Genomic DNA, 15,782 nt, shown 5'->3' on the forward strand with positions numbered 1-15,782 from the left:
GATGTCATCAGCAAACTGCAAATTTAACCTACCTGTATTTCAGAGACAACAAATTAACCAACGTCCCAGATGCCATCAGCCAACTGCAACAATTAACTATCCTGGATTTAAGCTTTAACAAATTAACCAACGTCCCAGATGTCATCAGCAAACTGCAAAAATTAACCTCCCTGGATTTAAGTCGCAACCAATTAACCAACGTCCCAGATGCCATTATCCAACTGCAAAATTTAACCACTCTGTATTTAAGCGGGAACAAATTAACCAGCTTCCCAAATACCATCAGCCAACTGCAAAAATTAACCTCCCTGGATTTAAGCTTTAACGAATTAACCAATGTCCCAGATGCCATTATCCAACTGCAAAAATTAACCTCCCTGGATTTACAGGACAATCCCATTGAAACTCCACCACCAGAAGTAGTTAACAAGGGTATTCAGGCGATTAGGAAATACTTTCGGCAAACTCAAACAGAAGGAACGGATTACCTATACGAAGCCAAGTTACTAATTGTCGGTGAAGCAGGTGCTGGGAAAACTACACTGGCGAAAAAGATTGAAGACGAAAATTACCAATTACAAGAAGAAGACTCTACTAAGGGAATTGAGGTAATCCAGTGGCGTTTTCCCATAGAAAATGGCAAAGATTTTCGAGTCAATATCTGGGACTTTGGAGGACAGGAGATTTACCATGCTACCCACCAGTTTTTCCTTACCAAGCGTTCTCTTTATATTTTAGTTGCAGATACCCGCAAGGAAGATACAGATTTTTACTACTGGCTGAATGTGGTGGAACTTTTGAGTAATAATAGTCCACTGCTAATTGTCAAAAATGAAAAACAAAACCGTCATCGAGAAATTAATGAGCGCCAGTTGCGGGGACAGTTTACCAACCTCAAGGAAACTTTAGCAACTAATCTGGCGACAAACCGGGGCTTACCAGAAGTTTTAAACAATATTCAGCATTACATAAAATCCCTATCCCACATAGGTTCAGAATTACCAAAAACTTGGGTGAGAGTCAAAGAAACCTTAGAAAGTGATCCCCGCGATTATATTAGCCTGGAGGAATATCTGGAGATCTGTCAAAAAAACGGCTTTACCCAACGCCAGGACAAGTTACAGTTGAGTGATTATCTGCACGATTTGGGTGTTTGTTTGCATTTTCAGGATGACCCCATTTTAAACAATACCGTCATTCTTAAACCCGAGTGGGGCACTTATGCAGTTTACAGGGTACTTGATGATACACAAGTAATTACTAATAGGGGTGAGTTTACTTGGAATGAATTGACAAATATCTGGCAGGAAGAAAAATATGCCGCAAAGCAAGGTGAACTTTTGCGATTGATGATGAAATTCAAGCTTTGCTACGAAATTTATGGAAATAACAAAACTTACATTGCTCCACAACTTTTAACAGAAAACAAACCCGAATATCAGTGGGATGAAATTGGCAATCTTATCTTGCGCTACACCTACGATTTCATGCCTAAAGGGATTATCACCCAGTTTATTGTCGTTATGCATAAGTTTATTGAAGCACAGCCCTATGTCTGGAAAAGCGGCGTTATTCTCAATAAAGATGAGACAAGGGCGGAAGTAATTGAATATTATGACAAACGGGAAATCAAAATTAGGGTTGCAGGTAAGTATAAAAGAGATTTGATGACCATTGTTACCCACGAACTCGATAAAATTCACGCCTCATACAAACGGCTAAAGTACAGCACATTAATCCCTTGTAATTGCAGTATGTGCAAAGATGATAAAAATCAGCAAGAACCTCATTTTTATCCCCTTAGTATTCTGCGACAATTTTCAGCAGATGGTCAAGACACTATCCAATGTCAGAAAAGTTATCAGATGGTTCCAGTTCGGGGCTTAATTGAGGATGCTATTGGTAGAAGACAGTTGGAAAGGGAAATTTACCAAGGTGATGGTTTACGGCCTCATTCCTCTGTCAAAATAGAAGGAAATGTGGGAACTGTGGTATTTCAACCATCTAACCAGGAGAATTATCTGATGACAGAACCATCTCAACAAGAAGAAACTTCTCAACCTACTCTCCCTTGGGCATATCGCAATGGACTATTTTATTTATTAGTATTTGCAGTTGTATTTAACACGATTGGTATTTTTGCCGGTTCCCTACCAATTTATTCCTTGGCTCTGACTATCATTGCGACTACAATCATTATTATTACAATTGGTGTTCTCCAACTACGCCAAGATAACCGCTTGTCAGAAACATCCTTTGTCAAGTTAACTGAGATAGTTCTAGAGCAGTTGCCTTTAATTGGTAATGTAATTAAGCAATGGAAATCGAGTAAGTAACAGACAATGCAAATTACCCAATGTCTGCATACAGCCATTCTCGTCACCGACTTAGAAAGGGCTGAACAATTTTATGGTAAAGTGCTGGGATTACCAAAGGTGGAACGTCCCATGAAGTTTCCTGGTACTTGGTATCAAGTTGGTGAATATCAAGTTCACCTGATAGTCGCGCCATCAGTTCCCGGTGAAGAGAAACACGAAAAATGGGGACGCAACCCCCATATTGCTTTTTCTGTTGACAATTTAGAAGTTGCAAAACAACAGTTACTAAATCATAATTACCCCATTCAACCTAGTGCTTCTGGACGTGCAGCTCTTTTCACCCAAGATCCAGATGGTAATATTATTGAACTGAGTCAGGCAACTTCTTAACTATTGGTGTAAAAATAATCATTTCAGTCCCGACAACGGGATTTCTAGCTAATAGCCTTTTTTGAACATCGACAATTTCTAAATGACTAAAATCTAGTTCTTGGGAGCGTTGTAGCATTTCTGTTGCTAGTTTGCGTTGTTCGGATATTGGCAAATCATACCATTCGTCACCAATAATAATAGTTAAACTACTGGTACGAAAATTAGCTTGAATTGATTGTATCAGTCCTGATGCAAAGCGATCGCTAATTTCTGCTACTTTATTTTCAATGGCTGCAATTAAAGTTTGTTCGGGGGTTAAGACTATTTTTTTCGAGGGTGTAGGAGTTGGAGTTACTTCCGATTCGGGTAGAGATTTTTCCTCTGTGGATGGAGTTGGAATTATTTCCGGTTGAGGTAGAGTTTTTTCCTCAATAGATGGAGTTGGATTTATTTCTGGTTGAGGTATAGATTTTTCTTCCGTGGATGGAGTTGGAATTACTTTTGGTACAGGTGTGGGTTTTACTTCTAATTCCTGCTCGGTAGTAGGTAGAGGATTTTCTTGAGTAGGAGTAACATCTACTACTTTACTGGGTTTGGCTGTAAACAAACTAGAAATTGCCCAAATTGCGATCGCTACAATTGTAGTTAGTATTCCTATCCATGCTAAATTCGGTAATTTAACTGGCAAATTTCCAGGGAAGATACCACGAATTTTGCTTAATAATTCATTCCCCAATAGTTGTAGGTTTTGCCATATACTGACATTTTTACTTGTCTCACTCTGCTTTTGTGTTTCTAATTTGACTGCTGCTGCCTCAGAAAATCCACTTATGCCTCGCAACAGATTAATTAAAATATTTTTCCAAAATGGCGGTGGAGGCGGTTGTTTGGGAGATTTATCGTAGGAGCCTCTGCGGGAACGAGATTTACGCTTATCTGGTAAGTTTTGCGGTTCTTGGGATTGGGACATGTAATTTACTTAGAAAGCGAAGCAGCAAGGGACTTCCAAATAAAAAAATAATCAATCACTTGGAATGCAGGGGAGCAGGGAGCAGGGAACAGGGGGAGTGAAGCAAGTAGTTCAAGTCCAGAAATTGGGTAATTTATTTTTTGGTGTTCCCCAAATAGAAATTATCATAAGAACTGACACGTTACCATCAACGTAAAATTAAATAAGTTGATCCATAATTACCCTACGTATAATTTCGGTGACTTCTGCAGCAATACGAGCATCAAGCTCAACAAAACTCTGTGATGGTTGGACACTTGCACGCAAGGTCATTGCTAATGTGCGGAATTTACTATCTTGATTGTTATCAATATTACGCTCATCTAGAAATTGAGTCAAAGCAACGTAAGTAATTTCATTTGTGTCTCGACTGTCACTATAGCCATTTCCCAGCTTAGAAATGATTACTGGAGATGCGATCGCATTTTCTAAACCGAGTGTTTCTATTGCTACTTCTAGATAACGGGCTCTGTCATTCCCCATAGCAATAATCACACTTTGTAAGCTGTGCCACTGTGCGCCCGGTAATCGAGCATTTTCCGGCAAATGCCAATGCCATCCCAGCATGGAAATTATTCGCGTTAAATCGTATGCTGAGAGGTAGTTTTTATCAATTTCTAGGCTATAAAATGGTGGATCTAGAACTTTTTGACCAGACAAACTATCAATTAATTCTGGTTGTCTGATAAAGGGATTTTCACCATAACCACTACGAAAACTAAGTTGCTGATTACCTGTAATATTCTTCACCCAATTTTCTAAAGACGTTGGGGTACGAAATAATTTTAATGTGGCGGCGGCAGAATTTGAAGAAACAAGTTTACCTTGATAAGTAAGAATATCTAAAATAATATCGGTGAATTTATAGATATTGTTACTGATATAGCAATTAGCAATATTAATATTGGGAAAATTTGTATTAGCATCACAAACTACATTCAGAATCGGAATTATTTTTGTCGAGCTCCAAAATTGTCTTTTTGCCAAGGCATTTTTTCCCAACCACCGGGCTTGCATTTCATTATTGACCAAGTTACCAATACAAACACAAGCTTCTTTAATATCAGAGTGGAGAAAATTTAACCCTTCCCTATCAATTGTTGGAATTACTCCTCGTTGAGGATAGGGATTATAAGTGGAATTTGCATCAGAACTATGATATTTTTTGGCAAGTCTTGAGGGATATTCAGAAATTTCTCTCGTATATTTAGAGTTTTTCATACCCCGGTGTAAAAAAGGAGCTAGCTCATTATCAGAAAGCTTAGTTCCTTGAGCAATACTCAATATATTGTTAAATATTTGTTCGCGGTTACTGTTAGTCATTCCCAATACAGAGGGTAAATACTTCGTGTCTAGGAGTTGGCGAGCAAAAGTTCGATCATATTGAGGAAATGGGATTCCCACAGCATCACAAAAATCTTTAATCCCTCTGCGACTTCTGGAACCAAAATCACCATCAATAAATCTTCCTCCAGGGTATAAACCCAAACCTCTTAACTTGATTTGAATTTGTATAACTAATTCATAATCTGCTTTTACTTGTGCTTCACTCAGTTGGTTAGTAATATTTTCCAGTTTCATATAATTTACGGATTAATTGGGTGGAGAAATATTAAAAATTTTACAGTATATAAATTCTTCATAAGGGCACGGCACCAGTAAGATACTTTTATATATTGAAAAATTGTAGATGTTCCCTACCCATCTGTCTCATTACTGTTTTCAAAATGGTATTAATTCTGCCAATAGCACATTTTGTATCTGTGCCTCAACTCCTATTACAAAACTTAATTAAAAATTATTTTCAAGTTTCTTATGAGGCTTCTTTTTGTTTAAGCTAATTCCCAACTTTGCAATGTCCTAACCGAAAAATCTTCCTTAATATCTGCTTAGAGTCAACAGAAAACCCCTATGCTAACGATTAGGGCTGTGCAACTGAAATAGTTGGTGAATAGACTCCACAAAAGGACAAAACACAAGATGATGAACGCTCTAGATACTGAAATTGAGATAATTATTGCCCGTGAAATTCTCGATTCGCGGGGTAGACCTACTGTAGAGGCAGAAGTACACTTATTGAGTGGTGCAATGGGACTCGCACAGGTTCCTAGTGGCGCATCTACAGGTACCTTTGAAGCCCATGAACTACGGGATGGAGATAAAAGTCGTTACAGTGGCAAAGGAGTACTCAAGGCAGTACAAAACGCCAAGGAAGTCTTAGCACCAAAATTGTTAGGGGTAGATGCCCTCAACCAAGAACTAGTTGACCGAATGATGATCGATTTGGATGGTTCGGGAAATAAGTCCAATGTGGGTGCCAATGCGATTTTGGCAATTTCCCTGGCGACGGCAAAGGCTGGGGCTGAGGCTTTAGGAATTCCCCTTTATCGCTATTTAGGTGGTCCATTGGCGAATTTACTGCCCGTACCGTTGATGAATGTAATTAACGGTGGTGCCCATGCGGCTAATAATGTGGACTTTCAGGAATTTATGATTGTCCCTGTGGGTGCTACTTCTTTCCGAGAAGCTTTACGCTGGGGTGCAGAGGTGTTTGCCACTCTTTCCCAGGTTTTGGATGAAAAGGGTTTACTTACTGGTGTGGGGGATGAAGGTGGTTTTGCTCCCAACCTGGAGTCAAATCAGGTGGCTTTAGAATTATTAGTAGCTGCCATTGAAAAAGCTGGTTATAAGCCAGGGGAACAGGTAGCCTTGGCATTAGATGTGGCTGCCAGTGAATTCTACCAAGATGGGCAGTACGTTTATGATGGGAAACCCCACTCTCCAAGGGAATTTATCGATTATTTGGCTCAGTTAGTCAACCAATACCCCATTGTTTCCATTGAAGATGGTTTGCATGAGGAGGACTGGAAAAATTGGCAAGCCCTGACTACAAAGATTGGTAGCCAGGTGCAATTAGTTGGGGATGATTTATTTGTTACCAACTCCCAAAGATTAAAAACGGGTATTGAGCAAAAGGCTGGTAACTCCATCTTGATTAAGCTAAATCAAATTGGTTCCCTCACAGAAACCTTACAAACCATTGATTTAGCTACCCGTAATGGCTTCCGTTCAGTAATTAGTCACCGTTCTGGAGAAACAGAAGATACCACCATTGCTGACTTAGCCGTAGCTACCCGTGCGGGTCAAATCAAAACTGGTTCTCTGTGTCGTAGCGAACGGGTAGCAAAATATAACCGCTTGTTACGTATAGAAGATGAATTAGGCGATCGCGCTATTTATGCCGGTACTGTAGGTATGGGACCGAGGTAGGAGTGAAAGATTGAGGGAGTGAAGGAGTGAGGGAGAGAAAATTATTAACTTCTGACTCCTGACTTCTAAGCAGGGGGCAGGGGGCAGGGAGCAGGGGGAAGGAAAAATTATACTTAGATAATTGATGGTGAAATTTTTTCATCGGGACTGCCTCCTGCCTCCTGCCTTCTGCCTCTAAGGATAAAAGCCCAACTTAGGCAATCCTAGGGTTTCATCCCAACCCATCATAATGTTCATACATTGAATTGCTTGACCCGCCTGTCCTTTAATCAAATTGTCAATTGCTGACATGACGATAATACGACCTGTGCGCGGGTCAACTTCTATACCGATATAACAAAGATTGCTACCACAAGCCCATTTTGTCTGAGGATAGGTGCCCGGTTCGCAAATTTTCACCCAAGGGGAATTACGATAAAAAGCTCTGTAAATAGTAATTAAATCATCCCTAACTAAACCAGGATCCCGGAGTTTCGCATATACTGTAGCTAAAATGCCCCGAACCATCGGTATGAGATGTGGTGTAAATTGTATCGTCACTTCATGACCCGCCAATTCACTACAAATTTGCTCAATTTCTGGTGTGTGGCGATGACTAGCAACACCATAAGCACCGAGGGAATTATCGGCTTCTGCCAGTAACATATTGATTTTGCCTTGTCTTCCCCCACCAGATGTACCAGATTTAGCATCAATAATAGCTGTGTCAGGGATGATTAACCCTTGCTTGAGTAAAGGTGATAATGCCAACAAACTAGCAGTTGGATAGCAACCAGGACAACCGATGAGTTGGGCTTCGGAAATGCGATCTCGGTATAATTCCGGAAGTCCATAGACTGCTGTTGCAGCAACTGTTTCATCTTTCCTTTCTTTACCGTACCAATTACTGTAAGTTGATAACTCTTGGAATCGATAATCTGCACTTAGATCCAATACTTTACAACCTTTCTCGATTAGTTGGGGTGCGAGGTGGCAAGCCAATCCATTGGGCAAGGAAAGGAACACTACTTCTGTACGTTGTGCAATAATGTCCGGATCTAATGTTTCAACTTGTAGGTTAACTGTATGACCTAAATGGGGATAAATATCCGCAAAACTTTTGCCAGCACTACTTTCCCCACCTAAATAAACTAGTTCTACCTCTGGATGGTCCATTAGTAGTCTGACTAGCTGCACTCCGCCGTAACCTGACGCGCCGACAATGCCAATGGGTACGCGTCTAAAATTGCCCATGATATAAAATCCTTATCTGTAAATTTGGGTGTTTGTTTTCTCTAGCCATTCCTAACTGCTGTCATTAATTGACCAAGCCCCTAGCCTTTGCAGGGCGGCTGCACCAAAGGAGCGGGTGTAGGGTGTGAGGTATTAGATAATAGAAAAATTAGGGTAAGTAAGGAACTGAGGGGATGATGAGCCAAAACACATCACTCCATCACTCCATCACTCCATCACTCCCTCACTCCCTCACTCCATACCCCGCACCCACACCGGCAGCTAGCTAAACTCTGTGGTATATATTTCCGTTATGTTATCAAATCATTGTTACTGTCATGCTGTTGTCTATTAAAGGAGGTACAATCAATTTATAAGCATTTGTTAAAAAAATTTACGTTTCCTAGCTGGAAGTCTCTGTGTCGCAGTTTAATAACGAAAGGCAATCAACACAAGTAGGGGAATCCGACGTTAGTCCTAACCCCAATGGTGCAACATTGTCATCCTCTAATTTTCAGTTTGATTCTATTAATGATGCCTTAGCTGATCTCAAGGCGGGCCGCATTGTTGTGGTAGTCGATGACGAAAATCGTGAAAATGAAGGCGATTTAATTTGTGCTGCTCAATTTGCAACCCCCAATACCATTAATTTTATGGCAGTGGAAGCTAGGGGGTTAATTTGTTTGGCAATGATGGGTGATCGCTTGGATCAACTAGATTTGCCATTGATGGTAAGTAATATTACAGACACGAATCAGACTGCATTTACTGTCAGTATTGATGCCGGCCCCAACTTGGGGGTTACTACTGGTATTTCGGCGGAAGACCGAGCTCGCACTATCCAAGTAGCACTTAATCCAGATACAAAACCAGAAGATTTACGCCGCCCCGGTCATATTTTCCCTATTCGCGCTAAAAAAGGTGGTGTATTAAAAAGAGCTGGGCATACGGAAGCAGCAATAGATTTAGCTAGATTGGCAGGATTGTACCCGTCGGGGGTAATTTGCGAGATTCAAAACCCAGATGGCTCCATGGCACGTTTATCGGAATTAATTAAATATGCCCACCATCATCAGCTGAAAATTATTAGTATTGCGGACTTAATTAGTTATCGCCTGCAACATGATCGCTTAGTGATTCGGGAAACTGTGGCCAATTTACCCACCGAGTTTGGTAATTTTCAAATTTACGCCTATCGCCACACCCTCAATGGTTCAGAACACGTTGCTATTGTTAAGGGTAATCCAGAGGAATTTGAGGATAAACCTGTAATGGTGCGCATGCATTCAGAATCTTTCATTGGTGACGCTTTGGGTTCCCTGCGTTGCGATTCTCGGATGCAGTTACAAGCCGCGTTGAAAATGATTGAAGGTGCAGGTAAAGGTATTGTTGTATACTTGCGTCAAGAAGGGCGGGGTATTGGCTTGGTAAATAAATTAAAGGCCTATGCATTGCAGGATATGGGGCTGGATACGGTGGAAGCAAACGAGCGTTTGGGATTCCCTGCGGATCTGCGGGACTATGGCATGGGGGCGCAAATGCTGATGGATTTGGGGGTACATAAGATTCGTTTAATTACCAATAACCCTCGTAAAATTGCGGGACTTAAGGGTTATGGTTTGGAAATTGTGGATCGAGTTCCTTTGTTAATCGAATCCAATGACTATAATTCCAACTACTTAGCTACCAAAGCCAAAAAATTGGGTCATATGCTACTGCAAACCTATCTAATTACAGTAGCCCTCCACTGGCAAGACGACCCCCAAACAGTTACAGGACGTTACCAAAGACTGGAAAACCTGCGACATTTAGCAAAAACCCATAATTTATTGTTGCAGGAAGAAGCTCGTCCGGTTGCGATCGCTTTATTTGATAAACCCTCATTAACAGTACATTTAGGCTTTGATCAACCCCTAGTAGCATCTCCAGATTGGTATCAACAACAAGGTCATCCTTACTTATTAGCGATCGCAAAAATTTTAGATGATGTGGTGAGCTTACCTTATATCCAGAAGCTAGAATTTCTGGTTTCTCCCGGTACAGATCCCCTGAGTCATTTACAGGCACAATGCGATCGGCAGAGTTTTCCAGCGAATCAGTTACCTTCATCTATTTGCGATCATCTGGAGACTCAGCAGATTTATAGCTTTGCTAAATAGTTAAGACTGGCATATACTAATTCTTAACATTCCGTTACATAGCTATAAATTTTCCCGCCTACCTACTTGGTTTCAAGTATAAAATTTGTTACCAGTAAAATTTAAATAGGACAATCTTATGCAAACTATGGAAGGATTCAAAACCACTAATCACATAAAAATTGATGTACAAGGCGAGGCAGATAATCGCAATATCCCAATTCAAAAGGTGGGTATTACTGGAGTTGCTTTCCGCTCCTTAATTAAACTTGGACAAGTTGAGCTACCAATGCAGGGAAAAGCTTCTTGCTATGTGTATTTACCCAGCGATAAAAAAGGTACTCATATGTCTAGAATGGCAATAGCAATTTCTAATTATCAAGATAAATTATTGGACTATAAATCGCTCTTTGAGTTATGTAATAATCTGAAGCAAGTTCTTGAAACTGATAGGGTATATCTTAAACTATCTGGCGAGGTCGTGAGGAAGAAACTGGCTCCAGTAACGGGTATTGTAGGTTATGAATCCTTTAATTTAGAATTTGATTCCAGATATGAAAATGATACTTTTACACCTTTTCTGAAGCTTGGTATTACAGGTACTTCCCTTTGCCCTGCATCCAAGGAAAACTCTGAATACGGAGCGCACAGCCAAAGATCAAGAATTGATTTAACAATTCCTTTCAAAGAGCATACTGATGTAGCTTGCTTTATTGACTTGGTAGAAAATAATCTAAGTTCCAGCGTATATCCTGTGCTAAAAATTGTCGATGAAAAGTTTGTTACAGAAACCGCTTATGAAAATCCTAAGTTTGTAGAGGATATTGTCAGAAGTATAGCGTTTGCTCTGAAGCAGGAGAACTATGATTTTCAATCAGTCGAATGTACAAACTACGAAAGTATTCACACTCATGATGCCTACGCAGTAATTGAGGGTAGGTAAAAACTAATAATTATGACCGATGCAGAAACGGATGTGCACTGGAATTTACTGAGAAGTACTACAAAAATAACTAAAAGAAATATTTCTATGATTGACCATGTATTTGCTTTCTAAATCTTATGCTCGCCACCATCACCTCAAAATTATTAGTATTGCGGACTTAATTAGTTATCGCCCGTAACATGATTGCTTGGTGCTGCGGGAAACTGTGGCCGAGTTACCCACCGAGTTTGGTAATTTTCAAATTTACCCCTATCGCCACACCTTAAATAATTGCAATCATGTGGCTATTATTAAGGGAAATACTTCTGAATTTGAGACTCAGTCGGTAATGGTGCGGATGCATTCAGAATGCTTCATTGGTGACGCTTTGGGTTCCTTGCGTTGCTATTCTCGGATGCAGTTGCAAGCTGCGTTGAAAATGATTGAAGGTGCAGGACAAGAAATAATATGCCCATTCATATATTATTAAAGGCGGGAGGCAGTCCCAATGAAAAAATTTCACCACCAATTATCTAAGTAAAATTTTCCCTTCCCCCTGCTCCCTTGCAATAGCGAGTAAGTTCATGGAATAGTTACCAGCAATTTTACTTAATTATTTGTATAATCATCAAGGCCATCTTTAGTGTGAGAGTTAAGTAAAGTACAGGTTACAGCATATTTGCGACCGGTAGATTGCAGAAATTGCCCAACCTAGGAGAGAAATCTACGAACACAACATTCGTCCTCAAGAATTTTATAGTACAGTTAGACAAAAATAATTATCCGGCTATAAAAAAGAAAAAGCTGGTTAAATAAGGTTATTCCTTTTGGATAATAACTCCAGATTTTGAGATTATGACTTGGGCAAAATTCTTGCAACCTGATTTAATTTTAGAAGGTTCAGTATTAAAATTAACACCACAAATAGTTGAAGAATATAAACTGAAGGGCTTGGTGTTGGATGTGGATGAAACCTTAGTACCCATTACAACTTCTCAAGCTTCTGACGAATTGCAAACTTGGATAGAACAAATGCGTACTTCTGTATCCCTGTGGTTAGTCAGCAACAATCTTAATGAATCTCGGATTAGTAGTATCGCCAAATCCCTTGATTTACCATACTACCTAGGTGCAGCCAAGCCCTCTCGACGCAAAATTAGGGAAGCACTCACACAGATGAATTTACCTGTGGAAGAAGTGGGAATGGTTGGCGATCGCTTATTCACTGATGTTGTCGCTGGTAATCGTTTAGGGATGTTTACGATTTTTGTCGAACCCATAATCCATCCAGGTGCTCGCCTGCGTCCCTATCCCATACGTAACTTTGAAGTTTGGATCTCAGAAATACTGGGAGCCTCAATCACTCCTCAGCAACAAAGAGTGACAAAGATTCATAAATCTTCAGGAAAGTAAATATTAAAAAATACTTAAGAAATCCTAGTTAGTCCTGGAAATCATAGATTATGAATATTAATAAAACGAGGTCAGCTAAATATAGACCTTGATAATAGTAAGTGAATATAAATCAATAAAGCGTTGCCCTTCACTAATAGAAATGGCAACGCTTTATTAATATTTTATGATGTAAAAGTTAAGGAAAAATAAAGTGTGAGTCTGATAGTTTGAAACTCAGTCTTAAGATAGATAACATAATTTTTTGAGATTGATATATTGACTATATAAACTAAATTTTTAAAAACGGGATCAGCTAAATATAGATCCCAAGTGTAAATAACTTCAGCGCCTACCTATACTTAGTTATAGGGGGCGCTTTATAATAATATAATTCCTGAGTTTTGCATGTATTCTCAATGTAGAACCATAACCAGGAATGTATTTTGCCCCATGCCATCAACAATCGTAGTCAAAATTGGAACTTCCAGTCTTACACAAACAGACACGGGACTATTAGCACTTTCTACTATTGCTAGCTTGGCAGAAACTCTATGCCATCTACGACGCAAAAACTATCACGTCATTTTAGTTTCCTCCGGTGCAGTTGGTGTTGGTTGTGCACGTTTGGGATTAACAGACCGACCTAAAGATATTGCTTTGAAACAAGCGATCGCAGCTGTGGGACAAGGTCGATTAATGCGGGTATATGACGATTTATTTACTGCACTCCAACAACCCATAGCCCAAGTTTTATTGACTCGGAGTGATTTAGTAGAACGCAGTCGTTATTTGAATGTTTACAATACCTTACAAGCATTATTGACATTGGGAGTAATTCCCGTTGTAAATGAGAATGATACCGTCGCTGTAGATGAGCTAAAATTTGGTGACAATGATACTCTTTCAGCCTTAGTTGCCAGTTTAATAGAGGCAGAAAATCTCTTTTTACTTACCGATGTGGATCGACTATACTCCGCAGATCCTCGTCATGTAGCCGATGCTCAACCAATTACATTAGTTAGTAATATCGAGGAATTAAAAGCCTTACAGGTAGAAACAGGTAATTCTGGTTCCCAATGGGGTACAGGGGGAATGGTAACTAAAATTGCAGCAGCGAGAATTGCTACTGCTGCGGGAGTTCGTACCATTATCACAGAAGGACGCAATCCCCGGAATATCGAAAAAATTTTACAAGGTGAACCCATTGGGACTAATTTTCAACCCCATCCCGAACCTACATCCGCTCGCAAACGCTGGATAGCTTATGGTCTGGTGCCTGGTGGCAAGTTATATTTAGATGATGGGGCAGTATTAGCCATTTCCCAATCGGGTAAATCATTGTTAGCGGCTGGTATTACTACAGTAGAAGGGGAATTTGAACGCCAGGATGCAGTACAGTTGTACGATCACAATGGCAATGAAATTGCCAGAGGGCTGGTTAATTACAATAGTCAAGAGCTGCAACAAATTAGTGGTTTTCGTTCTAGTGAAATTCCTAGTATTCTTGGCTATGAAGGTGCAGAAACAGTAATTCACAGAGATAATTTAGTTATAATTTGAAACTTTGGTTTTGCTCAATCAAGAATATTGGAGGCAATGGTATAGCGCTACGCGCAAGTAATAAGTTTACTGCTTATAGGTTTCAAGGTTCAAGAATGTCCTAAGCTAATTGCGTAGTGCTATAGCAGTAAAATATGTAGCGATTAGATCAACGTTATGGATTACAATGCGATCGCTACCATGTCTAAACCTCCAACTAGATTCCCCCAAATTAACTCAGATACAAAAGCCGCAAGATTAAAACGCCTGCGTCTTGTTAGTCGCATACTAGATAAAGCCATCCCCATTCCTGGTACAAATGCTGGTATTGGCTTAGATCCGATTTTAGGATTATTGCCAGTGGGAGGGGATTTTTTAGGGGTATTACTTTCAGCATATATCGTCATAGAAGCGGCTCGTCTAGGAGCATCCCAAGGTGTTTTGGCAAAAATGACCTTAAATATCACAATTGATGCTGTACTGGGCATTGTACCAGTGTTAGGGGATATATTTGATATTGCCTGGACAGCTAATGAAAGCAATATCAAATTACTGGAAGAACACCTGCAATTTCCTCATCGTGGAAACAAAGCGAATAGTTGGTTTGTATTTGTCATCCTAGCTGGATTGTTAATCTTGGCCATAGGAGTAGTTGTATTTGCCATAATAGTATTAAAACTGCTGTTAGGAGCTTTAATTGGCAGTTAAATTGCTTGAGAGAAATCATGAAAGAAGATTGGTGGCGGGCGAATTTTCCCCAAGGACGACAACATATAACTATTAGCGATAGTCACGGTTATCCTGTACAAATTTCCTATGGTGAAGTTGGAACTGGTAAACCCCTATTTTTACTACATGGATTAGGTAGTTGGAGTTATAATTGGCGTTCTAGTATCCAGCCATTATCCCAACACTTCCGAGTCATTTGCTTTGATGCTAAGGGTTATGGTTTTTCAGAAAAATCTTTATCTCGGCGGGAAAAAAAAGGTCATCAAATTATTGAGCTAGAAAGAGTTATTCAGGCACTCTGCGATGAACCTGTAGTAATTTTGGCAGAATCTTTAGGGGGATTAGTTTCCTTTGCTTTAACCCAACATAATCCCCAATTAATAGGGCGTTTAGTAGTTGTCAATGTACCAGTTTTCGCCGAAGGTTTGCCTCATTGGGGAATGTCGTTACTTTCTCAAATCCCTCTGGAATTAGTCCAAGCTGTTGAGACTCTGCGTCTTAATTATTGGTTTGCTCCCCTGGTGCGAGAAATTATGGCAACAGAACGGCGTGGGGTAATGTATGATCCGTCAAAGTTAACCGCAGATGATGTTTACTGGATAGCTTATCCTTATACAGAGATTCCTGGGACTCTGACTAAAGTGACTGAAGAATTACAAATAGCCGCCAAAGAAATTGAAGATTTTCAGGCGAATAAACCGAATTTGCTCAGTACAATTCAACAAAATCTCCACAAAATTCAATGTCCTACACTAATTTTGTGGGGGGAACAAGATAATTGGTTCCCAGTTGAACATGGAAAAAAATTACATCAACATATTCCCAATTCCCAACTTAAAATTTTGTCAAACTGCTGTCATGATGCCTCTTTTCTG

Annotated in this window: 12 protein-coding genes and 1 pseudogene; 10 read left to right on the plus strand and 3 right to left on the minus strand. The window is 39.9% G+C overall.

What is annotated here, in order from left to right; translation table 11 throughout:
• Both CALSC_RS03865 and CALSC_RS03870 read left to right on the plus strand, forming a co-directional pair.
• The coding region (locus CALSC_RS03865; RefSeq protein ID WP_143288141.1) for a COR domain-containing protein at positions 1-2,336 on the plus strand (2,336 nt) is incomplete at its 5' end.
• 6 nt (positions 2,337-2,342) lie between these two features.
• Positions 2,343-2,708 (plus strand): VOC family protein, encoded by a 366-nt coding sequence (locus CALSC_RS03870; protein WP_088240098.1) that lies wholly within the window; start codon positions 2,343-2,345, stop codon positions 2,706-2,708.
• On the opposite strand, the gene CALSC_RS03875 is transcribed toward CALSC_RS03870, so the two are convergent.
• The gene (locus CALSC_RS03875) at positions 2,680-3,660 is read right to left on the minus strand and encodes a hypothetical protein (RefSeq protein WP_088240099.1); all 981 of its coding nucleotides are present in this window, start codon (positions 3,658-3,660) and stop codon (positions 2,680-2,682) included. The two genes, CALSC_RS03870 and CALSC_RS03875, sit on opposite strands and share 29 nt — an antisense overlap.
• Positions 3,661-3,858: 198 nt before the next feature.
• Positions 3,859-5,280, minus strand: coding sequence for a peptidoglycan-binding domain-containing protein (locus CALSC_RS03880; protein WP_088240100.1), 1,422 nt, complete (start codon positions 5,278-5,280; stop codon positions 3,859-3,861).
• Between the two features lie 399 nt (positions 5,281-5,679).
• Here CALSC_RS03880 and eno point away from each other — a divergent pair, with 399 nt between their 5' ends.
• Positions 5,680-6,969 carry a phosphopyruvate hydratase gene (gene eno, locus CALSC_RS03885; RefSeq protein ID WP_088240101.1) on the plus strand — a complete coding sequence of 430 codons (1,290 nt, stop codon included), beginning with the start codon at positions 5,680-5,682 and terminating at the stop codon, positions 6,967-6,969.
• Between the two features lie 174 nt (positions 6,970-7,143).
• On the opposite strand, the gene argC is transcribed toward eno, so the two are convergent.
• Positions 7,144-8,202, minus strand: coding sequence for an N-acetyl-gamma-glutamyl-phosphate reductase (gene argC / locus CALSC_RS03890; protein WP_088240102.1), 1,059 nt, complete (start codon positions 8,200-8,202; stop codon positions 7,144-7,146).
• A gap of 476 nt (positions 8,203-8,678) precedes the next feature.
• Between argC and ribBA the strand changes: the two genes are divergently transcribed.
• The 7 genes and pseudogenes from ribBA to CALSC_RS03925 form a co-directional block, all read left to right on the plus strand.
• The gene (gene ribBA / locus CALSC_RS03895; RefSeq protein ID WP_088240108.1) at positions 8,679-10,340 is read left to right on the plus strand and encodes a bifunctional 3,4-dihydroxy-2-butanone-4-phosphate synthase/GTP cyclohydrolase II; all 1,662 of its coding nucleotides are present in this window, start codon (positions 8,679-8,681) and stop codon (positions 10,338-10,340) included.
• 118 nt (positions 10,341-10,458) lie between these two features.
• On the plus strand, positions 10,459-11,262 hold the full coding sequence (locus tag CALSC_RS03900; RefSeq protein WP_088240103.1) for a GTP cyclohydrolase I FolE2: 804 nt from the start codon (positions 10,459-10,461) through the stop codon (positions 11,260-11,262).
• Positions 11,263-11,380: 118 nt separating this feature from the next.
• A pseudogene (locus CALSC_RS03905) lies at positions 11,381-11,713 on the plus strand (bifunctional 3,4-dihydroxy-2-butanone-4-phosphate synthase/GTP cyclohydrolase II); the annotation flags it as partial.
• A 386-nt stretch (positions 11,714-12,099) separates the two neighbouring features.
• Positions 12,100-12,657 carry a YqeG family HAD IIIA-type phosphatase gene (locus CALSC_RS03910; RefSeq protein ID WP_088240104.1) on the plus strand — a complete coding sequence of 186 codons (558 nt, stop codon included), beginning with the start codon at positions 12,100-12,102 and terminating at the stop codon, positions 12,655-12,657.
• Positions 12,658-13,089: 432 nt separating this feature from the next.
• Complete coding sequence (proB, locus tag CALSC_RS03915) at positions 13,090-14,199, plus strand: glutamate 5-kinase (protein ID WP_088240105.1); 1,110 nt, start codon at positions 13,090-13,092, stop codon at positions 14,197-14,199.
• Between the two features lie 180 nt (positions 14,200-14,379).
• Positions 14,380-14,886: a DUF4112 domain-containing protein gene (locus CALSC_RS03920; protein ID WP_088240109.1), complete on the plus strand. Its 507-nt coding sequence runs from the start codon at positions 14,380-14,382 to the stop codon at positions 14,884-14,886.
• A gap of 17 nt (positions 14,887-14,903) precedes the next feature.
• The coding region (locus tag CALSC_RS03925) for an alpha/beta fold hydrolase (protein WP_088240106.1) at positions 14,904-15,782 on the plus strand (879 nt) is incomplete at its 3' end.

The organism is Calothrix rhizosoleniae SC01, from assembly GCF_900185595.1.
GTDB lineage: Bacteria > Cyanobacteriota > Cyanobacteriia > Cyanobacteriales > Nostocaceae > Calothrix_A > Calothrix_A rhizosoleniae.